Annotated in this window: 25 protein-coding genes and 1 pseudogene; 2 read left to right on the top strand and 24 right to left on the bottom strand. The window is 37.4% G+C overall.

Annotated elements, in window-relative coordinates; all coding sequences use genetic code 11:
* The first annotated feature begins 6 nt into the window (after nucleotides 1–6).
* Nucleotides 7–969: an Abi family protein gene (locus tag I6G42_RS02750; protein ID WP_038804247.1), complete on the top strand. Its 963-nt coding sequence runs from the start codon at nucleotides 7–9 to the stop codon at nucleotides 967–969.
* Between the two features lie 501 nt (nucleotides 970–1,470).
* Here I6G42_RS02750 and I6G42_RS02745 read toward each other — a convergent pair.
* From I6G42_RS02745 to I6G42_RS02725, 5 genes are all read right to left on the bottom strand, one after another.
* On the bottom strand, nucleotides 1,471–1,953 hold the full coding sequence (locus tag I6G42_RS02745; protein WP_038804248.1) for a hypothetical protein: 483 nt from the start codon (nucleotides 1,951–1,953) through the stop codon (nucleotides 1,471–1,473).
* A 147-nt stretch (nucleotides 1,954–2,100) separates the two neighbouring features.
* Nucleotides 2,101–3,678, bottom strand: coding sequence for an AAA family ATPase (locus I6G42_RS02740; RefSeq protein WP_038804249.1), 1,578 nt, complete (start codon nucleotides 3,676–3,678; stop codon nucleotides 2,101–2,103).
* Complete coding sequence (locus I6G42_RS02735) at nucleotides 3,679–4,143, bottom strand: hypothetical protein (protein WP_038804250.1); 465 nt, start codon at nucleotides 4,141–4,143, stop codon at nucleotides 3,679–3,681.
* Complete coding sequence (locus I6G42_RS02730) at nucleotides 4,143–4,319, bottom strand: hypothetical protein (protein ID WP_000343799.1); 177 nt, start codon at nucleotides 4,317–4,319, stop codon at nucleotides 4,143–4,145. The genes I6G42_RS02735 and I6G42_RS02730 overlap by 1 nt, the downstream gene beginning before the upstream one ends.
* A 13-nt stretch (nucleotides 4,320–4,332) precedes the next feature.
* The gene (locus I6G42_RS02725; protein WP_038804251.1) at nucleotides 4,333–6,054 is read right to left on the bottom strand and encodes a hypothetical protein; all 1,722 of its coding nucleotides are present in this window, start codon (nucleotides 6,052–6,054) and stop codon (nucleotides 4,333–4,335) included.
* Between the two features lie 217 nt (nucleotides 6,055–6,271).
* Here I6G42_RS02725 and I6G42_RS02720 point away from each other — a divergent pair.
* Nucleotides 6,272–6,775: pseudogene (locus I6G42_RS02720) on the top strand (site-specific integrase); the annotation flags it as partial.
* 88 nt (nucleotides 6,776–6,863) lie between these two features.
* Here I6G42_RS02720 and rpsD read toward each other — a convergent pair.
* The 19 genes from rpsD to I6G42_RS02625 form a co-directional block, all read right to left on the bottom strand.
* On the bottom strand, nucleotides 6,864–7,475 hold the full coding sequence (gene rpsD / locus I6G42_RS02715) for a 30S ribosomal protein S4 (RefSeq protein WP_000092756.1): 612 nt from the start codon (nucleotides 7,473–7,475) through the stop codon (nucleotides 6,864–6,866).
* Nucleotides 7,476–7,955: 480 nt separating this feature from the next.
* Complete coding sequence (locus I6G42_RS02710) at nucleotides 7,956–9,266, bottom strand: ISLre2 family transposase (RefSeq protein WP_038804252.1); 1,311 nt, start codon at nucleotides 9,264–9,266, stop codon at nucleotides 7,956–7,958.
* Nucleotides 9,267–9,453: 187 nt separating this feature from the next.
* Nucleotides 9,454–11,526 (bottom strand): pLS20_p028 family conjugation system transmembrane protein, encoded by a 2,073-nt coding sequence (locus I6G42_RS02705; protein WP_038804253.1) that lies wholly within the window; start codon nucleotides 11,524–11,526, stop codon nucleotides 9,454–9,456.
* Nucleotides 11,527–11,628: 102 nt separating this feature from the next.
* The gene (locus I6G42_RS02700; protein ID WP_038804254.1) at nucleotides 11,629–12,150 is read right to left on the bottom strand and encodes a hypothetical protein; all 522 of its coding nucleotides are present in this window, start codon (nucleotides 12,148–12,150) and stop codon (nucleotides 11,629–11,631) included.
* Nucleotides 12,151–12,209: 59 nt separating this feature from the next.
* The gene (locus I6G42_RS02695) at nucleotides 12,210–12,521 is read right to left on the bottom strand and encodes a hypothetical protein (protein ID WP_038804255.1); all 312 of its coding nucleotides are present in this window, start codon (nucleotides 12,519–12,521) and stop codon (nucleotides 12,210–12,212) included.
* Nucleotides 12,514–12,849 carry a hypothetical protein gene (locus I6G42_RS02690; RefSeq protein ID WP_038804256.1) on the bottom strand — a complete coding sequence of 112 codons (336 nt, stop codon included), beginning with the start codon at nucleotides 12,847–12,849 and terminating at the stop codon, nucleotides 12,514–12,516. Before I6G42_RS02690 ends, I6G42_RS02695 begins: the two co-directional genes overlap by 8 nt.
* Before the next feature lie 16 nt (nucleotides 12,850–12,865).
* On the bottom strand, nucleotides 12,866–13,306 hold the full coding sequence (locus tag I6G42_RS02685; protein ID WP_007520128.1) for a hypothetical protein: 441 nt from the start codon (nucleotides 13,304–13,306) through the stop codon (nucleotides 12,866–12,868).
* A gap of 313 nt (nucleotides 13,307–13,619) precedes the next feature.
* Nucleotides 13,620–13,862, bottom strand: coding sequence for a hypothetical protein (locus I6G42_RS02680; RefSeq protein ID WP_038804257.1), 243 nt, complete (start codon nucleotides 13,860–13,862; stop codon nucleotides 13,620–13,622).
* A gap of 19 nt (nucleotides 13,863–13,881) precedes the next feature.
* On the bottom strand, nucleotides 13,882–14,244 hold the full coding sequence (locus I6G42_RS02675) for a hypothetical protein (RefSeq protein WP_038804258.1): 363 nt from the start codon (nucleotides 14,242–14,244) through the stop codon (nucleotides 13,882–13,884).
* Nucleotides 14,231–14,434 (bottom strand): hypothetical protein, encoded by a 204-nt coding sequence (locus I6G42_RS02670; protein ID WP_038804259.1) that lies wholly within the window; start codon nucleotides 14,432–14,434, stop codon nucleotides 14,231–14,233. Before I6G42_RS02670 ends, I6G42_RS02675 begins: the two co-directional genes overlap by 14 nt.
* Nucleotides 14,427–14,975, bottom strand: coding sequence for a hypothetical protein (locus I6G42_RS02665; protein ID WP_038804260.1), 549 nt, complete (start codon nucleotides 14,973–14,975; stop codon nucleotides 14,427–14,429). The genes I6G42_RS02670 and I6G42_RS02665 overlap by 8 nt, the downstream gene beginning before the upstream one ends.
* 65 nt (nucleotides 14,976–15,040) lie before the next feature.
* Nucleotides 15,041–16,534 carry a primase C-terminal domain-containing protein gene (locus tag I6G42_RS02660; protein WP_038804261.1) on the bottom strand — a complete coding sequence of 498 codons (1,494 nt, stop codon included), beginning with the start codon at nucleotides 16,532–16,534 and terminating at the stop codon, nucleotides 15,041–15,043.
* A 28-nt stretch (nucleotides 16,535–16,562) separates the two neighbouring features.
* Nucleotides 16,563–17,072, bottom strand: coding sequence for a hypothetical protein (locus I6G42_RS02655; RefSeq protein WP_038804262.1), 510 nt, complete (start codon nucleotides 17,070–17,072; stop codon nucleotides 16,563–16,565).
* Nucleotides 17,073–17,178: 106 nt separating this feature from the next.
* A complete protein-coding gene (locus I6G42_RS02650; protein ID WP_038804263.1) occupies nucleotides 17,179–18,213 on the bottom strand; it encodes a sensor histidine kinase in 1,035 nt (344 codons plus the stop codon).
* Nucleotides 18,210–18,908, bottom strand: a complete 699-nt coding sequence (locus tag I6G42_RS02645) for a response regulator transcription factor (protein WP_000751223.1) — start codon at nucleotides 18,906–18,908, stop codon at nucleotides 18,210–18,212. The genes I6G42_RS02650 and I6G42_RS02645 overlap by 4 nt, the downstream gene beginning before the upstream one ends.
* A gap of 80 nt (nucleotides 18,909–18,988) precedes the next feature.
* Complete coding sequence (locus I6G42_RS02640; protein WP_038804264.1) at nucleotides 18,989–20,629, bottom strand: YSIRK signal domain/LPXTG anchor domain surface protein; 1,641 nt, start codon at nucleotides 20,627–20,629, stop codon at nucleotides 18,989–18,991.
* Between the two features lie 155 nt (nucleotides 20,630–20,784).
* Nucleotides 20,785–21,450, bottom strand: coding sequence for a potassium channel family protein (locus I6G42_RS02635; protein ID WP_001283884.1), 666 nt, complete (start codon nucleotides 21,448–21,450; stop codon nucleotides 20,785–20,787).
* Nucleotides 21,451–21,463: 13 nt separating this feature from the next.
* A complete protein-coding gene (locus tag I6G42_RS02630) occupies nucleotides 21,464–22,843 on the bottom strand; it encodes a TrkH family potassium uptake protein (RefSeq protein WP_000897925.1) in 1,380 nt (459 codons plus the stop codon).
* 33 nt (nucleotides 22,844–22,876) lie between these two features.
* Complete coding sequence (locus I6G42_RS02625; RefSeq protein WP_000615018.1) at nucleotides 22,877–23,641, bottom strand: nucleoside phosphorylase; 765 nt, start codon at nucleotides 23,639–23,641, stop codon at nucleotides 22,877–22,879.
* Between the last annotated feature and the right edge of the window lie 80 nt (nucleotides 23,642–23,721).

Below are 23,721 nucleotides of genomic sequence, written 5' to 3'. Positions count from 1 at the left end.
TTTTAAATGGTGAACGGTCAATCAACCAATAGTTTAATGAGGCATATAAGAAATAACCATGGAATTACTATATATGGTTCTAAACATAAAAAATATTTACTTAGAATGGGTTATTACCATGGCTATAAAGGATATCGTTTTTATAAATCTAGGCAAAATTTATTCAACTTTAGTAACTTTGATGAAATTGTAGCTATTTATAACTTTGACACAGCCTTAAAAGATTTATTATTCTCGCCTTTAGTCTCTTGTGAAACACATATTAAAAATTATATTTTAGATGAACTGGTAAGTAATAGTGATCCAATATTCGAAGACATATATATTAACAAATTGACCGACTGTATGCATTTTGCTTCTAATCAGAGAACGGATATGCTCAAAAAACGTTTGAATCTTCAAAAAAATGTTCATACGAGTATTCATATGAACTATAATAAAAATAAAATGGTCACTAATAAAATTAATTCGGGAGATCAGATCCCTTTGTGGATAGTATTTGAAATTTTATCATTTGGGAAACTTGGCGATTTCGTTGAGCAAATGCATAGAGATTACCGAAAAAATGTACTTAATATACTTGGAATCTATGATGCTATGGATACCAATGCAAGTCATCTGACAAATCATATATTTATTTTAAACGAATTGAGAAATGCGATCGCACATAATCATATTATTTTTGATACTCGTTTTAAGAAACGTAACATTAATCGAACGCTATTAAATGATATAAACTTAAGATATAGAATTCAAAATATAATGTTTAATTCAATTGTAGATTATTTTATGCTTTTAGTTATGTACTTAAAAGGATTTGGTTATTCAAAAACAGAATTAAGAAGATTAATCAGAGATTTTAAACAGATTGTAGATAATTTAAATAATGAAATTCCAAGGAGCGAATTTAATAGAATCCTTGGAACGAATATATATCATAAAATAAATAGTATTAATAATTATGTGTGACTTTTTATTTATTCTACTTGACAAAAACTGAGATAAAGTGATATAATTCTCTTATCGATTGCAGTATAGATTATTAGAGACTATACTAGATGACTTGTGAATTTATTTCAGAAGTCATTTTTTTGTATTTTTAAAATCTTGAGCATACAATATAAGTGCACAAAAAAACCTTAGATTTATTTCTATGGGCTTAGTTATAAAAGAGAATAGGCGAAACCGCCGAATGTCCCCCCACTAGCTAAGTAGCGCGTTGGTTGGTAATAGATATTTTGTGTCCTACTATATAGCTATCCTTTCATGCCACTAATTCTTATTATATAGAGAAAAACAAATTAATTATTCCAAGCGATTCCTGATAATTTTACTATATTACAAAGATAATACAGTAGTCGTTTTAACATCGAGATGAATTTTTCCTGTTACCTAATAGTATCCTTTTAGGTTAATTACCAATTATTTATGAAATTCTCTGTATGCCATATGTTACTGTTCTATACATAATTAATCTTTTATAACTGATACGGAACCATTTGAGCTAATTGCTCGACAACAATCTGTATAAACTTCGATAAAATCATATCCTCCATGTAAAGCAATGCTTTTGGCTTTATCGAGCCCACCAGGTAATGTCTCTCCTCGTTTATAATGCTCAATGATTTCTCCAACTAAGTCTAGGGTGTGCGCTTCATAAGGTGCCCCTAAATAACATTTTGCTACAAAACCTAGGAGAATTCCATTAATATCCACATCTGGGAATTCTGACTTAATTGTATTAATAATTTCATTTACTTCCTTTTTATTATGAACATGTCCTCCTGCATCTAGTTGATGAATAGTATCCATATATTCTTTAGACCGTGATTTTCTTAGAAGCCTATCTAAACTCAATTTATCTATCTGTGGTTGTTTTAAGTTAGAAGTCATGATATGGCTTGCTTGTGTTTGTTTTTGGGATTGGTATGGATTTAACATTGGTTTAGGCATCTATTTTTCTCCTAATTGTGTTATAAGTTATATTTTGCAGTTTAAGATTCCTTTTAATGGTACTCTTAGAATAGATCTTCATTTAAGGAATTATAAAAATGGACACGAAACTGAGATTACAGTTACCGTGTCCAAATAATGAACTTATTAAACAAGTACTTTTCTTGTTTTAAGTCCACTTTGTTTATGAACAAGTCCCTCTCCACCGATTGGTTTTCCAGATGCAGGAACAGCTCTTTCTTTCCCCCAATCTCTAATAGCCTCAATTTTTTCTGGGCTAGTTTGAGAGAGTGGGACTACATTATTGAAAGCATTCATGATATTCTCTTCATTGAGAATAAAATTGTTATTAGCGATAGCTCGGTAAGCTAAATCTCTAACTGTCGATTCTAAGTCCGCACCAGTGAAACCATCACTTATTTGAATGATATTATCAGAAAAATCTCCTTCAAATTCTAGACTTAAGTATTTTTTAAAATACAAAGCAAGTATTTCTTTACGCTCATCTGCAGTAGGTAGATCAACAAAGAATAACTCATCAAATCTTCCTCGACGGAGAAGTTCTGATGGAAGCATAGATACATCATTAGCTGTTGCAACTACAAAAACTTGTTTTTTGCATTCTTGCATCCAGAATAAGAATTGACCAACCATACGAGTAGATACACCGCCATCATTAGCGCCTCCAGTAGCTCCTGATAGTCCTTTTTCTATTTCATCAATCCATAAAATACATGGAGATACATTCTCAGCGGTAGTTAGAGCATCTTTGAGTTGCTGTTCAGACTGACCTACATAACTTCCTTGAACCGTTGCAAAATCTAAACGATATAATGGGAGTTTCCAGTTAGCGGAAATTGATTTAGCAGATAAAGATTTTCCGCATCCAGGGACACCTACTAGGAGTATTCCTCTAGGTGGCTGCAATCCTTTCTCACGTAACATATCTTTCTTTTCGGGAGTTAGCAATTCTTTCTTTTCATCAAGCCACTTCCTTAATCCTTCAAGTCCTCCGACATCCTTTACAGAATCATCTACAACGATTTTTTCTAGACCAGAGATATCAGAGAATAGGCGATCTTTTGCAAATCTTATCTCATCTAAATCAGATTTTCTTATGCACTTATTTGCAATCAAAGCAGCGATAACGTTCTCCGCCTCAATTCTAGTTACCCCATTGAGAGCTGCTGCAGCTTCTCGAATATCGGAGTTGTCCCATTCAATCTGGATATCGTTTCTATAGTCGTCAATGTACTCTTGAATTATTGAGTACATTTCTTCTTCGTTAGGTAAATCTATTTTTACTGTCATACCTTGCCGTTGAAGTTGATTCCAAATAGGGGTATTGGTAAAAACTATTACAACGCCTCCAGTTTCATTGGCTAGATTGACCAGTGCTAAGACTTGTTTAGAATCGCTATTTTCATTACTAAGATCCGGAACTTCTGTCAGTACAATAGTTTGGTATTGTTTCTTTTGCATTTGGTCCGTCATGTAATCTATTGCACCATAAACAGATTTATCATCGTTAACATTCTTACCAGAACTAAGATCATACACACCTTTGGTGAGAGTATGTACGTTGAACGGAAGTTGTAATTCTTCAGATATTTCCTTTAACATATCTAATGTTCTACTTGGCTCAATGGTATTGATAGCAATAAAAGGAATTCTTGCAAGTGAATATCTCGTAAGAAGTTCTTTGCTTTTTACTATATTGCTCATTTACTGTTCACCTTTATTTAAAAAAGAATTAATTTTATGATTTCTAATAATACTTGACATTTTCCCGCTTCGGTCCTGTTTTGCAGATTCTTCTAAAGATTTTTGCATACTATTAGCTTGTTCTATAACGAGATTTAGGTAGTGTTGTCGCTCTTTATCCGGAATTACAGGAAGATTGATTGCTTCAGCTAAGAACGTCATTTCTTTTCTCAAAGAAAGAATTGCTTGAATAATAGCTCCCTCGTATCCTTGGGATTTTAGTAAATCATTTTGAAACTTATCTGAAGCTACATTCATACGGTAATTAACAGCGTCAATTAACTTTGTAGAGAAACGTTCTGCCACACCGTATTGCCATTCGATAGTTCCAGATTTCATCATTTTTAAAACTGTTTCATCATCATCTTTGTTTTTAAAAACAGTTAAGACGTTTACCCATTCTGCATATGTTTGTGGTTTATTCATTATTTTTGCCGTTTCCTTCTGACTAGCAATTGTGGGGGCACAATATCCCATGAAGGGAGTCCCTCAGCAAACACGCTCATAGGTTCTTCAGTGATATCTTCTTCAGTATTAATGCTCTTAAATGGAGTGGTGTTATTAGATGATAGCTTACTATCGCCTTTATATTTTTCATCCATGTCAATTACCTCCTCAAATTTTAATCTTTCTATTAGATGATGCCAACTTGTTTACATATTGTTCAGGTCTTATTTGTTCGAGGAAATCAAGAACTTTAGTGCTTTCAGCATCTTTCTCTGCGAATTCAATTCTAAAGTCTACAATTTCAGCCAGAGTAGCTCTTATAATTTGTTCACCATTTACTCTTTTATTCTCGTATTGTTCTTCAATTTTCTTGCGATTCGTTTCAATGTTTTCAATATTAGATTTATGTTTAAGAACCATAACAATCCCTGCTATAATAGCTATTAAACCTAAGAAAATATTCCCAAAAATCATCATTAAACCGATTACTCCGATAGCTATACCACCATACAAAAGGAATTTATCAAATAAACTTGGGAAGTAGTTTGACAAAGTTTGTTCTTTTTCAGAGTCAATCTGAGAATTGAATTTTTCAATCAACTCGTTTTCGTTTTGGCCATCTGTTGATTTATCATTAAAAGTATCCACATTAATTTCAATTTCGTAAGGAATCTTCATGCGATTTTTTGCAGTAACGTCATTATAAGCGTTTGTTACCCAATCACGAGAAAGAGCCAATGCAAATTTTTGGGTTGATATACTTGAGTGAGAAGATTCGGGTTTCATTGCTGCATCGGTAAGCAACTGGGTGAAGTCTTTATGGGTTTCAAATGCAGTCACCTCAATATCCATGTTTTGATGAGCACGGTTGTCATCTCCTCCAAAGTCAACCACAAACTGCTCGAATTTTTCTTGTTTTCGAAGAGCTAGTTCCTCGTTATCAAAATCAGTCACAAGTGTGTCTAAAATATCATCTAATTGTTCTTTGACGCTTTCTGTAGACCCTTTTTTCTCAAAAATATCAGTTAGATAGTTTAATATTTGTTCATGAAGATAAGCTCCTTCTAAGATATCCTCAAGAACAGGCCAACTACTACTATATTTCCTCAAATTAGGATATAAATTTTCGTCTAATTTAGTTCTTTTCAGATTAATCGCTTCGGACCATTGTTCTGTTTGTCGTTCAGTAAAACCTGGTTTATCTTCAAGTCGACTGAGCCACTCATTCATCTGACGTGATATGACTCCTTCTGTATCGGCTCCTAAAAGGCCGCTCGCAAAAGCATCTAAGATAATTATAGAATTTCTATCAAGATTTTCTTCATCTTGATTAGCTAGATAACGTTGAGTCCACTTAAGGCATGCGTTCTTTCTGTTAGCTCTTCTACAAATTAAGGCAAAGAAAAGGGAGGTTTTTTCATCGTTTCGTTTAAGCCCTTCCTTGACTGCTTTTTCAGCTAACTCGGGTTGATTATTTATCCATGCTGCTAATGCAACCAAGCATGGAGCAAGCCAGTAGCCTGGAGTTGATATCATTAGTTCTTCTGTTGCAGTGCTGATTGTTTCTTTTTTGACAATTCCTAAATCATCAGCTTGTAAAATCCCTGTGGTAGTACGACGAACAATATCATAATGTCCGTATTTCTTCTCAATTTCCTGACGTATTTTTACCAGTCGAGTTTCAGCTTGTCCTAATCTATTAGCTTTTTGTTGGATATTCACAAATTCATGAAATTCTTGTGCTAAACTACCAATTTCATCGTACACGATTTGAAGATTTTCGTTTGCTACATCAACTCTAGCATCAATTGTTCGTAATCCTTCATGGATAGAGCGCAAATTATTCTCGATAGCACGAAGATCAGCTTGATGTATTATTCTTTCAGCCATAATATCCCCCTTGTTAATGATTTCCAAATTAATTAGAAAAAATTTTGACTAATTTTCTAAATAAACTATCTTATAATCATTTTAATTTTTTCCTTATAGAAAAAGAATATCATAATTATTTTATTAATTCAACTTACCATAAGAAAGAAGCGAAAGTATTTGATTCGCGCTGACTTGATAGTTACTCGATAGGTATTTTTGGTATATAGAAGTCGATTATCGTATCAATGAAGCTTTAGCCCTATCCTGGTCTGATATAAACTTAGATAATGCAGTTATCCACGTCACAAAGACTCTAAACTATAAGCAAGAAATCAATAGCCCAAAATCAAAGTCTAGTTATCGAGATATAGATATAGATCAAGCAACTGTTAGCATGCTGAAACAGTACAAACGTAGACAAGTAAAAGAGGCTTGGCAACTTGGACGTACTGAAACGGTGGTCTTTTCTGACTTCATACATGAGTACCCTAATAATCGAACCTTACAAACCAGGTTAAGAACCCACTTCAAACGTGCTAGCGTTCCTAACATTGGCTTTCACGGTTTCCGTCATACCCACGCTAGTTTACTGCTTAACTCTGGCATACCTTACAAGGAGCTTCAGCACCGCCTAGGTCACTCGCAAATCAGCATGACCATGGATATATATAGCCACCTCTCAAAAGAGAATGCAAAAAAAGCCGTCTCATTCTTTGAAGCAGCAATGAAATCAATCTAGCAAATATCTAAGCAAACCCAGAAATCAACGTTTTAAGACAAAGCAAAAAGCCCACTGTTGTAGGCTTTCTGTAAGATATTTCTTAAAATTAAAGCATTTTGTTGTAGAATTCAACGACAAGTGCTTCGTTGATTTCTGGGTTGATTTCGTCACGTTCTGGCAAGCGAGTCAATGAACCTTCCAATTTTTCAGCGTCGAATGATACGAATGCTGGACGTCCAAGAGTTGCTTCAACAGCTTCAAGGATTGCTGGAACTTTCAATGATTTTTCACGAACTGAGATCACTTGACCTGGAGTTACGCGGTATGATGGGATATCAACGCGTTTTCCGTCAACAAGGATGTGACCGTGGTTTACGAATTGACGAGCTTGACGACGAGTAGTCGCAAGACCAAGACGGTAAACAACGTTATCCAAACGACGTTCCAAAAGAAGCATGAAGTTGAAACCTAGGATTCCGCCTTTGATTTTTGTAGCTTGTACGAACAAGTTACGGAATTGTTTTTCACCTACACCGTAAGTGAAACGAAGTTTTTGTTTTTCAGCCAATTGCAAACCGTATTCTGACAATTTAGAACGGTTGTTTGGTCCGTGTTGACCTGGTACGTAGTTACGACGTGCCAATTCTTTACCTGTACCTGTAAGTGAAAGGCCAAGGCGACGAGCTTGTTTCCAAGATGGTCCTGTATAACGTGACATATGTATGTCCTCCTGATATAAATAATATTTCGGTGGAAATAGTCACTTAGAAAGCCCTGATTCGTGCAGATGCCCTTCGCCTAAACAGCCAAGGTTACTTGTCATAAGACACCTGTTGACGAGCTTCATGCTTTCCTGCTGCTATTTCACACAAAGGCTATTGTACCATGAAAAGCTAGATTTGTAAAGGGATTTTACGCCTTTGTAAGTGGTAAAATTTTTTAGAAAACCTCAAACCCTATGAGAGAGACCCCCAAGCAAGAAAAAAAACTAGGATTTCCCTTGTCCCAGTCTTGACATTCTGCTCATTATGCTTTAACATAGAGTATGTAGACTGAGTAAGTTGGGGAAATAAAATTTCTTCTTTCGGTTTTTACTTACTCGGTGCCGTAAGGATTGCAGTCCTTACGGCTTTTTTATTTGCTTAAATTTGATATCATTATAGCACGTTTTATCCCCTGGTGCAACTATTTCTAAATATCAGGGTTTAAATTTCTTCCAGGTAATTTTCCCAGTTGGCATATATTGACTTGTTTTTTTAGACTCTAAGCGTCTAACCTCCCCACCAGATAGCCCTCTTTGCTCTTGAATTTGATCATAGTCAACAATCCAAGACCCCAATAATAATTCCCGAAGTTCGTCTTTATCAGCCAAGAGTATCATTTTACTCATTGCTTCTGCTCCTTTTTCTGTCCAATATTTTCCACCTCTCTTCATACGGTAAGTAATTTTACGATGCTGACTTTCCATTATACCTATTCCAGAATGTGAAAGGCCTCTCAATTCTGCAGGCTTGGTATATTGAAAATTTTGAAGAAGGCGCCGTTTAAATTTATAGAACTGTTCTATCTCTTCCTGAGTCTCTATTAAAGCCTCTGTCGTATCTAAAACACTACGTAATAAACTTTTATCATGCCTTTGAATCGCTTGAAATGCTTTCTCTAAAAGCTCTGATGGATAAGAATTGAAAAAGCTCTTTAAACTATGATTAAGATGATATTCGTCCCAAAAATGCTCATGGCGACTTACTCTGAGTATCTTTGCCATTTCTTTAAAGACATACGGTGTATAGCCATGCCCTCCATCTGAATTAGTGACAAAAATAGTTTCTTTACTAATCTCGAAAGTATTAGTTAAATAGTCTATTACCTGCTCTCTCACTAAACGATTTTTGGGTGAAATAAATTCCTTTTTGTTTTGCAGTTCAAATCTCTTACTCCCTATCTTTTTACTTCCTGTATGTACGACAAAATGAGAAAGATCAATACGGCGATTATTTAGATTTTTATCACTTGATTTTACCATTACACCATCTCCCTCTACGTAGATGACATCTACTTTCTCTTTTATTTCGTTTGATTCTTGATAAGACTGGTAACTTTCCTGTTTCCTCAACAAATCAGCACATAGTTTAACTGCCTTAACGACTGTAGGTTTTGTAATTACAATATTATAAGTCATTTCAATCACTTGTATCACTTTTCCATAAGACATCATAGTAGATAATTTAGCTATTTGGTACATAAATTCTCTGGAATACCTAGTATTTCTCTCTAAACCCAATTTATCATCAACAGGAATTATCCACTTATCTCCTTTTTTCCAACGCCTTCTCCTAAAAGTAAATTCCCCAAATGTAAAAGCTACTGTTCGCTCCATTGAATGAATACAGGTATAACCTCTTCGCTTCATGATAGGCACTTGTGAATCATCATAAGATTTTATCCAATTTAAAAAATCTTTACCGCTACTCTCTAATAAATTTTCCTTGAATAAACGTTCATCTAGCACCTGCCACAACCTCCTTTAGTACAATAGAGCTATTGTACAAGTCAGGTAGAACTTTAGGCAAATTTATTTTAATTCTACAAAAAACTCCTGACATAAATCAGGAGTTAAAGATATAGATACGAACTATTAAATCTAACAAACAAATACAATGTTAGTAGTTTGCCATTTTTTTAAAAAAACGTCAACATTAATTATCATCTTCTTCACTCTCAGCACCTGTGATATGACGTCCCCCCTGCATACGCTGTCCTGCTTGTTGCATTTGTTGGTTCATGTAATTCATTTGATTCATGCTCTGTTGAAATTTTTGTTGAGAAGAATCAGGCTGTGCTGGTGGTTGTGTCGATTCTGAAACTGGTGCCTCTGCAGGTGGATTTGGATCTTGAATTGGGGACTCTGCAGGTGAATTTGGATCTTGAATTGGGGACTCCATTCCTTCAGCTGAAGAAGTTGGATCGACAATAGGTGCATCCGTTGTTCCTGGATCGATTGGAGGTTCAGGAATATCAATTGGGCCAGGCTGACCAATTCCAGGAACAGCATCATTTTTCAGAGCGTTATAGGTCGCATTTTGAGCAGAGACGGCCTTATCATCTAGGTTATTTAAAACGTTGCCTACTGCCCCTTTCGTATTTTGCATGGCTTCAAAAGTTTTCCATTCTGCCAAATCAACCATATTGCTTACACCACCTTTGGCCGCATTCATCAAGCCCTGGTCTTTTACAGAGTTCCAAGCACCTTGAATACCACCTCCAGTTCTGGCAAGGCTATTCCCTAGGATCTGGCTTCCTTTAGATAAGGCATCTGGAGCTTTTTGTGCCATATCCATACCAAATTGACCAAGTGCCATACCCCCATTAAAGACACCACCTGCTCCAGCCGCAAAGGCATTGCCCATCATCATAGCACCGAGCAGTTGTTGAGCTGTTTCACTATGACCGGTTGAAACTCCAAGCCAACGTTCAATCATGGCCACTCCTTGCATTGATGCAAAGAATACTCCAACATAAACTACACAGGCCGCTATCATTTGTTCCCAACTATTAAGGCCTTCAAAGAATCCTCCAGAAAGCTTCGCCACAGCTGAGACAGAGAGAACTGGTAAATCTCGGAAAATCTCAAGCGTTACACGCATAATAATAACCTCAAAGAAGATACCTGCTCCAGCACCGCCAATTGTTCTTAATAATTCCTTATATTTTTTAGAGTTAGAAAGTGAAGTATAACCGACTAGAGGTGAAATAAGTGCTTCAATAAGAATATCAAAAATAGATTTTACGAGTTTAATGGCCATACTCGTTAAAAGAATAATCAAAATAAAGTACTGAGCAAACATCCCAATCCAATTGACTTTATAACGCATATACACTGGTTCAAAAGCATTTAATCCCTTTACAAAGCGATGTTCATCAACAGTTAAAATTCCATTTTGAGTTGCATTTAATTGATGAAGAAAGAGTCCTTTTAATCCTTTTTGTTTTGTCTCAAGAGCATCTAATAGAACTGTATCAGTCGCTCCAAATGTGGCACTAAAATCAATTCGTGAAGCAAAATCAGAGGTATCACGTTTATCTGGACTATCTGTAATATTATTAAGAGGAGTCGAGCCTTCCTGGATAGGTTTAATAAATCCATAGTCATCCATTGGGAAAAGTTCTGTTGAAAAATCCTTATCAATTAAAACTTTCAAATCTACAACATTATTTTTCATAGGTTGAATAGCTAGAGAAGAGAAATACTTTGAATTGTCTCCTGAGGCACTCTCTACTTTCTGAACACTCTGCACATCTTCAGAAATAGCCGTAGATATTGTCGTTAAAGCCAACGGTAAAGCTGAAGATACTAGGGTCACCATCAAAAAATTTAAGATTACATTTTTATATTTAACTGGTTTTGTAAAAACTCCTGTAACAGCTGATACAACGAGTATTAAGGCAAACAGAGAAGTTCCAATTACCTGAAACCAGTAAAAAAATTGACCAATTACTGTCTTCTGATCCCCCAGATATCCGAAAAGTCCAAAAAGCTTAAATAAATTGTTAAAAACATGTTCTAGACTAGCAGTTATAAAATACAGCCCTTTAGCCAAAGAGCCCCATAAACTAGATAAAAACGCTAAATAAGCTGGTGTTGGTTCCAGGTAATTGCTCCAATACTTATAAAATTCAACTAAAGGAGCCGAACGTTCATCTGTTATTGGAATCTTGTTATGTAAGTTATCGAATCTTGACATTAAATCTGAAAAATTATCATATTTCATTATATTCTCCCTACGGTTTTTATTTCTAGCATAATAGATAATGAAATATCTTGTATTAAAGGGACAAACAAAAAAAAGGAGCCAGTAAGCTCCTTTAAAATACTAGTCTTTAGCTGTTCCGGTAAAAGCAAACTGATCCCAATCATCACCCAACGAAAGAATTTTAATACTATTACCGTTATTACTCAAAATAATTTGATATACCGAACGTTGCTCATCTACTGAAATTTTACCGTCTTTATTTCCATTTCTATCATCACTTATCAAACCAATATAGAAAACAGCAGTATCTGTATTTTTTATCTCTCCCTTATTTTTTTCAGCTTGACCTTTAAAGTTAGAAGCTAGCTCATCCTCAGACAATACTTGATATGTTTTGATATGAGATTCAATTTCAGTTCCGTCTGAAATTGTACTCTTATTCACATCAAAATCAAACTCATTAGTTGTTTCATCAAAATATGTCGCATTATCTGTATCAGATCGATAATACCCCAAATAACGACTTTTTAAGGTGCTAGGTGTGCCGTCTGCATTTTGTGAAGTTTTACCTGAACAAGCTGTTAAGATAGCAATACAGAGGCCAAGAACTCCTAAAATAAGCATCAATTTCTGTTTCATCATAGATGATCTCCTTTATTCCTGTTTTACTTGCTTTATTATACCAAACTTTTAGCCTAAAATCACTCCTTCATAACACGATTTAACCAGCTAACTGTCAGCTCTTCGACTATTTCTTGTTTCCCACTAACTCCCAAAATAGTTATCTCATTTTTTATTAATAACTCTAAAATTTTGTTCTGCTGTTCCTTAATTTCAGTCAAACTCTTAGAAAAGGCATTGTCATATAAATTCAAGCCATCTAATTGACAAATTTTTTCCAGCTGAGCTAACATAAACGCATTGAAAGAAGGAAAATTTTGTTCCTTTTTCATCATATGTAGCTGAATAAACATATCTTCTGGTATATTGCGAATAAGTAAATCTTTAGTCATCACATTCTACCTCCCCTTCATACTCTAGCCAACGTGAAATATGATCGCCATAACAATCGATCTTTTCGTTGAAACTATCTAATTGTTCTGTTTGTTTTTGAACTTGGTTTTTAATATGGTCTGAAGCTAATTTCATATTTTCCAAATGAGCTACATATAATTCTTGAGCTCTATTGAATCTCCCAAATTCAATTTTTTCACGCAAAATCTGAAGTAAAAACTCATTAAAAGATTTTGCTTTTTTCTTTTTAGCAAGTGATTTTAAATAATCAATTTCCAGTTGAGTTAATCCACGAATTTTTAACTCACTTCGTTTTCCGTTAGTCATTTATTATCCATCCTTTCTACTCCACCAAAAAATCATAATGCCTCTTACTTTTCAATTCAATATAATCTGCAAGTACGAAATAAAACTCATTCTCTGGCGTTCCTTTTGACCGTTCCTCCAATTCATGTAAAACTTTTAAACTATCTGGTGAACGAATTAAAAATTCTCGAAATTGTTCAATAGTATCTCTAGTATTTTCTCTATACAACTCTGTCCGACTCATTAATAATTCTTGAATCAAACTGAGTTGATTTTTAACTATTGTTTCAAAGCTTTCATCGTAATCCGTTGACCGTAAAAAGCTCTTTATTTTCATAACACCCTGAGGGGAAATGTATGTTACACCACCTTGTTTTTTGATATCAATATCCTCCAATTTTTGACGGTGATATCTAACTAAACTTTTTGTAATCCCCAACTCTTTCGCAACTTCTAACATCGTTTTCCAATTATCCATAAACACACCATTTTCCAAATTAATTTTTATAGAGTGAAGCAGGGGGAAATTTGACCATATTTTGACCAGGCAAATTGCCTATCTTTTTCCTCTCCTATATCTAATAAAAGAGCATAAGGGAAACTGTTACCACATCCTGTGATAAGTTGATAGTATCAACGTTTCTAGTGTCCCCAATTTTCTCGGCTTCGCCTACTTTTACATACTTACAAATTGCCCCCTCCCACATCATACACACACTAAAACACACTTATAAACATCAACTTTTCTCCTAATTTCTGTAAAATATATGGTTCTAAACTGCCTAATTTTATTACTTTTTTATATTCTTTTTAAGTTGTTTTCTCTCTTCTACGGATAGGATTGTGACTCGTTTAGGAGCAATAGACAAGAATAAAATTACACCCGCAACTGAAGCTGGAAACAACCTGACTTTATTTTTCTTTGAAGATGATTGAAGCTGTATGTAACAGATTGGATAAATTAAAAGCCATGCTAGGAGTGTCATTACAAAACTATACAATAGTGCTTCAAAAATTCTAAAAATTAATTCCATTTTTCTCTCCTTTATTTTTTTATTTTAATTTCAACTGTGTGATTTCTTCTTTCATATTTTGATACATTTCCATAATATGTTTAAAAACTATCGGATCAAAATTTTTATACTTCTCAACAATTGGCAACATTGGAAAACCATCTATTTTTTCAGAATTCAGATATTGAGTTACAATTGTTTTATCAGTTATCAATGACGCTACTCTTACTAAAGCAGGAATACTCGTTATTACTTCCTGATTCTGATAAAAAGTTATCATAATATCGCCAACTTTTAAATTTAAATCCTCAAATTGTTCCTCCGTCACCTTGAAATAATAAGCCAATTCTTCCTGTCCTAATCCAGTCAAATAATAACCTCGAATAATTTTACAACACTCCATAATCCCCCTCCTTCACAAATCGAAATGGTGCATCGTAGTATTTATAGTTAGTCGCCGTCTCTTTTTGTTTGGGCTTCTGATAATGATCTAAAAATTGACGAGCTAGACCTTTTGTTTCAAATACTACTATCACATCATCGTGACGAATAAAATCACCATTATAAAAACTGAAGATTAGCCATTTATCCATTTTTACCCTCCTTATAAAATGCCCAAGACATCAATTGATTATGATACTTTATCTTGTCTGTTATACCTTGTAAACGCCCCTCTTCATCCACCACACAAGGAATTCCCTCACGTGTAATATAATGACAAAGCGAAGAGTAGTTCAATCTCAATTTCCTTGCAATTTCTTTCCTAAATAAACCTTGATTCGCCAACTTTCTAATCTCTTTCCCATACTGACTAGGCACATTAGGTATCCCTAAATCACTCCTTTTATGACACACAGAATGATAAGAACGACCAAGTAACCTAGCTTGTTCTTTCACAGTCATTTTCCCACTCATTCTTTTTAAAGCATTAATTTCCCAGTCGGACCATTTATCCAATAGTTTAGTTTGAGTTCCCTCTTTTCTCAATTGATGAACTTTCCCTCTAACTGCAGATGCAGTTCTTCCTAGATACATCGCTACGGTAATACAATTGTCGCCGTCAGGATCTTCTGCAAACATTCTTACATAGTCTATTTCTTCTTGTGTCCATCGACGACACTCTTTTTTATTCATTCTTTTCCCTCCAGTATCATAGATATAATGTAATGGCAGTCTGGCTATTAAATTTTTTCCTACTTTTATCCCACATCCTCCTCAAATAATTCTCCTTGTACGACATGTTTTAAGCCCTCCTGTACATGATAAATAGTTTGGTTGATAATCTTTCTAGGTATCTTCAAAAGATGCGTAAGGGTATCTAAATAGGCCTTTTTAGCATCTTGTTTCTTTTGCATAGTTGTTAAGATTATCATTCGAATAGAGGCTAATATTAATCCCCCTCCTCGCCCTTTTTTAACTTGTAAAAAAATTTTATGCTTCTCTACCAGTCTACGTAGAACGATTTTTAAGCTAGAACTGGCAATTCCAAGAGCAATCTGTAAGTCTTTTTGTGTCACTTTTAAAATAGTTTGATCTTGATTCGTTCTCTCTGTGATGTAAAACATAATATCGTCTTCCCACTCGGAATAATGACTATTCTTTCTGTCTGCACGTTTCTTCTTAAACTTGTACCAACGTTGCTTCACAAAGAGATCTGAAGCCTTGAGTTCCTGGTTAACCCATGCTTTACATAAAGTCATCGCATAGTCACGACTAGCAGCTTCATATTTTCCTGAGTAGGCGCTTGTGATAATCTTATGATATTCAGCTGAAGAGAGTGGTTCGTCTAAACTTGCATTAAAGTTAGAAAGAACCTCCTCACACTCTTCCTGATCGATTCCTGAAGAGAAGTTGGCTAAAGCCAGCGTGAAAAGAACGTTGTTTCTTCCCATCAAGGCTTTTCCACCTTTGATATTCCCTTCTCTCATCAGCAATTGATACCAAGGTTCATCAATCTGTTTCACCCCTTCAGAACCTGAAATAACCGTCAAATTGGGCTTTTTACTTGGGAAGGGAAGATCTGATTGCTTCATCGACCAATCTAACCACTCCTGGAACGAATAGGTATAGTCAGCTTCAAAAAATTCAACATTATCAGTTCGAGGAATCCGAGCAATTCCAAAATGGTTACAGGTCATATCTACTGGTAAAGTTTGAGCAAAGTAATTTCTCAAATTTTGAGAGATTGCTTTGGCCACCTTTACCACTCGAAATTGGGAATGAGCTGTAACATAAGCCGATTCTGAGAGGACAAAATAGGCTTGAAATCCCTTATCAGATTTTAGAATCAACGTTGGCATAAAACCTAGCTCCAGAGAAGCGGTTAAAATATCTCCTGTCGTCATTTCTTCAGCTGCAGAGGTAATATCGAAGTCAATGTAGAATGTGTTAATCTGTCTAAGATTATCTTCAGAGTGCCCACGTGTAATCCGTCTACCAGCATCACTATAGCTTCCGTAGCAATATACATTAGGAGTCCAGTGTGTAAACTGATCCTGGTTCTCCAGCAATGATTCGATAGAGGTTAAAACAACACCACGTGCCTTCACCATATTCGCTTTTGAACGATAAGCAAATACAGAGCCTCGTCTTCCCTCTTCAGCTGAAGAGATGAGTTGTAGATGGCTATTCTTAAATTTTTGTGTTCTTAATCCGTTTTTTGTGATTAAGCTAAAGTATTCTTGTAACTTCATACTTCTCCTAATATTTGGGAAATTATAACTATTCCTCATTGATTCTCATGCTTTTAGGCAACTTTTTACTCGGTAAACAGTAACCTTCAGATAAGTCCTGTTTACTATAAAATTCAGGACTACTTGTCATTACATGGTCACTTCTTCTCCATCCTCTACGAAGTTGTTTGTAAGATAAAGAAACACGCTTCTCAATCTCTTTAAAACTAAATCCTAACTTCAAATAGGTTGTTACAATAGCATTAGCATGTTCTTTGGACTCTTCGCTTCTTGTTCTTCGCTGAAAGTTAATCTGCTTATCTTCTTCATTTAATGCTATCTGATAGGCAATAAACAACTTCCGCATTTCCATAATTTTATGTTGCCAGACCAAGCTGTAAGGTTGTCCTGAATATCGATTCACTAGCTCTTTAACAGGCTGTTTAAATTTCTTCTGGAGAGAATCAAACTCCCCAAGATCTGAGAATGGATCAATAAATCCTAATGGTTCATAATTTAATAATTGTTCTAGTAATTCCTGACGTCCTACTCGTTCCATATCAAATCCCCCATTTCTCAGCAAATAAAAAAGAGAGAGAACATTTCTGTTCTCCCTCACAGGAAAATTTGATTCAATCTAAAAACTCTTACCACTTACTACGCCTTTATTTCAAATTGAGGCTGAATGTAAACTTGCTTCCTAAGCCATACTGACTTTCTGCTGTGATTTCGCCACCAAGCTGATGGGCTAGTTCTCGTGCAATCGCAAGACCTAAGCCATGCCCACCCGTCTTCATATTGCGCGAAGTTTCTACACGATAAAGTCGTTTAAAGATTTTTTCCAAATCCTCAGGAAGGATTCCCTGACCCTCGTCTTTCACACTGATTCTCAGCTCTTGTTCTGTTAATTGGGCAAGAACCTCGATTCTGGTTCCTGGTTCTGAATATTTAAAGGCATTGTTTAACAAATTGACCAGAATGCGAGAAAGTTTGTCAGAATGGCTCTTGATTTTCGCCGACTCAGGTGATACTTGAATGTAAACATCTCGCTCCTCTTGTTCAATCTGGAGTTGAAATTCACTCATTGACTCAATCAGCAACTGATCTAAAAAGACCTCTTCGACTTCTTCATCAGCAGTTTCTTGAGGTTGTGTATTGAGAGTCAAAACATCCAACTCCTCCACTAGCTTGTTTAGACGCTCGGTTTGCCGACCAATCGTGGTTAAGTAGTGGAGCCGCTCCTCTTCCTTGATCACTCCATCTAGAATTCCCTCCACAGTAACCTGAATGGAGGTAATGGGAGTTTTAATATCGTGAGAGAGCTGCGCAATCATCATTCTCTTTTCTTGCTCGCTCTCATCAAGTGATTGAAAGGTAGCTTGCAAATTGTGGGACATGTCATTAAAAGCCTGGCCCAGCTCTTGAAATTCTAATGGTCCCTTGGTTTCAATTTCTGTGCTGAAATCCTTGCTTGCTATATCCTGAGCTTGTTTTTTCAAATGTTTCAGAGAAGAGAACACTGGCGACAAAAGAAAGATGCTCACTGCAGCGCCAATGAAACTAGCAATCAAGGTTATTCCAACGAGAAAGTAAACTTCACTTTTCTCAATCAACATTCGTTGGACTGCCCAGAAAACGACCAAAATCGTTAGTAGAGTCGACACTAGATACCCCACTAAAATATAGTTTTTTAATTTCATTTTCTACCTCTTGGTCTTTCCATCTTATAACCCAAACCCCAGACAGTTTTGATAGCAGGAGCATTTGAATTTGTATACTTGGTCAACTCTTGCCTCAAAGCATGGATATGAACATTGAGTGTATTGGTATCATCTACATAGTCCTCCTGCCATACCTTCTCGTAAAGTTCCGTCTTTGAAAAGACTCTCTCGGGATTGCTGGCTAATATCCATAGAAGTTCAAAGGATTTTACTGTCAATTCCAAAGGTTGCTCCCCAATGCGAACCTCATGAGTCACATGGTTGATTACCAAGTCACCAAACTCGATCTGTTCGGTCTCTCCTCCACGGCTAAGGCGACGCAAGATATTATTCACTCTTAAAACCAATTCGCGTGGGCTAAAGGGTTTGACTATAAAATCATCTGCCCCCAAACTCAATCCATAAATCTTATCCTGTTCGCTTGTCTTAGCAGTTGTAAAGAGGAAGGGTTGATCCGGAGCGATATACTGAACTTCACTGATAAAATCATACCCGTCCATATTGGGCATCATGATATCTGTGATAATGAGGTCGATAGATTTTTTTCTGAAAAGCTCTAATCCCTCCTTACCATCATGGGCGACCAAAACATCGTAACCTGCCTGTATAAGATAACGGTTTTGAATATCTAGAATATCTATTTCATCATCAACCAGCAAAATTGTCTTTTTCATCTGACACTCCTTCGATAAAAACAGTGTTATACTTGCTTTAGTATAACACTATTTTCTCTAATGTTTAAGTGATTTGAATCTTAATCTTCTCGTTTGCTTGTCAAACCCAAAAGTCCAACAAGACCTGCCAAGGCTAGACCAAAGATACCAAGCCCAGCTGTAGCTGTTTTAGCTTCCCCAGTATTTGGTAACATCGCTTTATCATCTTTTTTCATCATATTAGCCATTGGGCTAGAAGCTGGTTGATCTACTTTCATATCTGACATATGGTGATTTGTACCCATCATACCCTCAGTCGTACCTGTAGAGCCTGTTTCAGAAGGCTTCGTATTCATCTGACCTTGTTGAGATGGTATTGTCGCCATTTCTTTTCCACGAAGCTGAATCGTTACTTGACGAGTAGCAATCAGATTGGTCAAATCAGGTTTGCCGTCTTTAGCGCCATAAACTTTAACAGTAGCTAGATACGTATGGGTTCCGTTAGCTCGAAGTTGCTCAAGCAAGGCCTGACCATCTTTGCCAACCGTATTGCCATTCAAATCCACTTCGTAGAAATATTGGCCTTTAGCCAAGCCTTCAAGTGGCAATAGAGCTGGATTTTTAGCCATTCCGTTGTCTGACCATGGGGCTTTGTCGGAAGCTTTTAACAAGAGGCGAGTCAACATACCATCTCCACCAAAAGCTTCGTATGGAATAACTTGGTTGACACCGGCCAAGAAAGGTCCAGGAACCTTAGCCTTATCAAGGTAGCTAGCTGGAACATCAATCATGTCTTTGACATTGTTAACAACAGACTCTTTAACCTGATTTGGTGTGGTCAAACCATTCAAATTAACAGTCAAATCTTTAGTCGCTACGAGGTTAGTTAAGTCAGGTTTGCCGTCTTTTGCACCGTACACTTTGATGGTTGCCTTATAGCTTTGTGTACCATTTTGTTTCAAAAGGTCAAGCAACTCTTTATCTGATTTTCCTTGGGTGCCTGCTAAATCCACTTCGTAGAAGTAAAGGCCTTTGCCCAATTTCTCTACTGGTGGGAGAGCTGGATTTTTAGCTGAGCCGTTGTCTGACCATGGAGCCTTATCAGAGGCTTTCAAGATCAGGCGAGTCAACATGCCGTCACCAGCGAAGAATTCATATGGAATGACTTGGTTGACACCCGCTGTAAATGGTCCTGGGAAGTTAGCTTTGTCCAAGTAAGAAGCTGGGACATCTACTGTGTCTTTGGTATTGTCAGCTACACCTTTTTGAACTTCAGCTGGAGTGGTCGGTGCTTGTGCTTCACTGGCTTCACGCTCTTGTCCAGAAACTGTAGACACAGGACTTTCCACAGGTTTAATCGCATCTTCTGTTTCTTTCTTAGAGTCAGGTTGTGCTTGCACTTCTTCTTTTGGTGCTACTACTTGGTCTTTAGCAGTCACATCCGCTTTCTCTGAAGAGCTTGTCGTATCCACACTTGCTTTAGGTGTTGGAATAGACTGTTCTGAAGGAAGAGCTACATCGACTGCTTTTTTGAGAACCTCTGCTGGTAAGTCGCTCTTTTCACTCACCGAAGCAGCGTCTGGCACGACTTGGGTAGGAGTCGGATTGACGACATCAGCACGTGCAGAACTTGGTTGACCAACTAGGACAAAGAAGCCACTAGCCACAACAACTGAAGCAACACCGACACTGAGACGGCGAATAGACCAACGAGTATATCTCTGATTTGGATTGAATTTCATAGAATTCTCCTTAGAGTTTTCTTTTTTTGATGACTCTAGTATAATCTCCTAAAATTAAAAAGGATTAAGAAAAAGTTAAAATTTTTCTTAAATCCCTCTTATAAAATACTTATATTGACTCGTTAATTATTTGTAAAGAGAGTACCCTTCCTCTCCTACTCACTCAGTTCAGCTAGGGTGTCCAGATGTTGGTTATTAATGACAGCCATGATATAGGCATCTGCCTGCAAGAGGTCATTGGGTCCGAATTGGACATCCAGAGGAGCATTTTCGTAGGAACGAAAGCCAAGTACGTTGAGGTTGTATCGCCCACGTAAATCCAACTGACTGAGACTTTTACCTACCCATGATTGGGGGATTTTCATCTCGACAATCGATACATTCTTGTCCAGCTGAAAGACGTCTACGCTGTTATGAAAGAGGATGGTCTGTGCCAATGAGCGCCCCATTTCAAACTCTGGTGAGATGACTGCGTCTGCCCCAATTTTTTCTAGAACCTTTTTAGCTGTATGACTTTTGACCTTGGCAATAACGGTTGGCACCCCTAGACTCTTGCAGTGCATAACCGCAAGAACACTGGACTCCAAATTTTCCCCCGTTGCGACAACTACGGTATCACAGGTGTCAATCCCCGCTGATAGAAGGAGTTCTTCATCCGTGATATCCCCAACTACCCCACGCGCCAGCACAGGTTCAAATTGGTTAATGCGTTCCTCGTGGTCATCAATAGCAATGATATTCATGTCATGCTTGGCTAGAGCAGCCAAAACACTGCTCCCAAAAATTCCCAAGCCTAAAATTCCAATTGTCCGATCTGACATCGTTCTTCCTTTCTTATCCGATAGTGATATCTGCTTTCATATAGTGAATCGTATCTTTCTTGTCTGGCTGGTATTCCGCTACACTGACCAGTAGTGTCAAGGGACCAATACGGCCGATAAACATCAACAACATAACGATACTGAGGGCTAACTTACCTAACTCCGGCGTTAAGTTTGCCGTCACTCCAACTGTCGCAAGGGCTGAAATGGTCTCAAACATGAGGTAAATAAAGCGCGGATTTCCTTCTGCTGTTATCCCTAGTAGGATCAAGCCCAGCAAGAATGTTAGCAAGAAGATAATAAAGACACTGAAAGATTTTTGCACGGTTCGGGGTTCAATAGTCCTCCGAGCCACATTGGCATGAGGCAAGCCCAATAATTCACTGCGAGCAAAGACCAACAAGACAAAGAAGGTCGTAATCTTGAGCCCCCCTGCTGTCCCTCCAGGTGCCCCTCCCAGAAACATCTGCAAGATGTAGATCAGTAAGGTAACTGGTCGAGCCTGGGTGTAGTCAATTGAAGCAAAGCCTGCCGTTCTCATGCTGACGGTCTGGAAAAAGCTGACCAGCAGTTTCTCTGGAGCGCTGAGATTTCCAATCGTTCCAGGATTATTCCACTCAATTAAGAGAGTCGATACTGTTCCAAAGAGCAAAATTCCCGCCGTTAAAAAGAGAACCAACTTGGTATGGAAACGCAGACGGCGTTTTTTCTTCTTCCCAAACTGGGTCGCTAGGTCAAACCAGACCATAAATCCTAGCCCCCCCGTGATAATCAATCCTGCAATCACTAGATTGATCAAGGGGTCCGTTTGAAAGGCTACCAAACTCGTACTTCCAAAATTATCAAATCCAGCATTACAGAAAGCTGAAACAGCCAAAAAGATAGAGGTTAATATCCCTCGCCCCCAGCCAAATTCGGGGATAAAGCGAAAACTCAAGAGAAAGGCACCAATTCCTTCCACCATAAAAGTCGTCAGAAAGATTGAGCGGATGAAATCCTTTAGAGACTGAGTTTCCCCATAACTAAAGCTTTCTTGAATAGTCTCACGGCCACGAAGGCTGAGCTTTTGTTTTCCTTGGATATAAAAGATTCCGATAAAGGTCATAAGGCCTAAACCACCGATCTGGATCAAAATCATACAGATCAACTGGCCCCAGATATTGTAAGTAGAGGCTACTGGCTGGGTAAAGAGCCCTGTCACACAGACCATAGACACAGTCGTAAAGAGATGGTCAAAGTAGGTCGCTTGTGACGTTCCTGCTTGCACAAAGGGAAGACTTAAAAGAAGCGAACCTAAGAAGATCACTAGGGCAAAACTTAAAAAGATGCGACGGGCTGGCGACAAGCGTCCCAGTATCGTCTTGATTTTTTCCAAAAAAGATTTGAATAACATAACTACATTCTACCATAAAAACAGTAAGAGCACTCACATGTGGTGCACAATGGCAAGACAGAGTTCGAGTGCCTTATCAAAAGCTTCAGAGCCCCAGTCACGACTGTCGTAGTTGTCCAGATCTGCCAAGGAATCTGCGGTAAAGAGCAATTCTCCCCAGACAACCCCACGTAGCTGAGCCACTGCCGCAAGAGCCGAGCACTCCATTTCCACAACAGCGCAGCCTTCTTCCTTGCGATAGGCAACCTTTTCAGCCGTCTCTCGGTAAAAACCATCTGTCGTCCAAGTCATAACTTCCTCATAAGGAATGCCTCTTTGCTCCAAAACTTGCTCAATGGCAGAGACAGCCTCAATCTGCATCTCCATATAACGAGAAGGCGCTACATAGTGGTAGCTGGTCCCCTCATCTCGCAGAGCGCGAACAGGGACGAGAAAGGCATTTTCCTCTATATCGGCTAGGACGCCACAGGTTCCAGCGGAAATGATTTGCTCCACACCATAGCCAATCAACCAATCCATAAACTGGGCCGCTGGAGCAGAACCAACAGGCGCTTGAGCCAGACAAATCCTCTCACCCTTGTAGTTGATGACATATACTGGATAGGTTTTGGTGGCCGAAACGAACTCACCAATACAGTCCGCGCCTACTTCCTGAGCATAGCGGTCAATCTCTTCCTCCAAAAACGCATAGATACACTTCTTTGGCAACTTTAAATCTAGCCCCTCATGTGTTGGCATAAGGACCGCCTGGGGATTGTCATCAAACTCTAAAATGGGAATTGCATGTTTCTGAATCATAGCCCACCTCCTGTAATTTTGTACTATTGTATCAAAAGCTGACGGAGTGTCAAGGAGTTATCTTTACATTTCCTCCAGTA

Source organism: Streptococcus oralis, from assembly GCF_016028255.1.
Classification (GTDB): Bacteria; Bacillota; Bacilli; order Lactobacillales; family Streptococcaceae; genus Streptococcus; species Streptococcus oralis_AC.
Note: the sequence above shows the minus strand (reverse complement) of the source record. Positions and strands in the feature narration are given on the sequence as shown.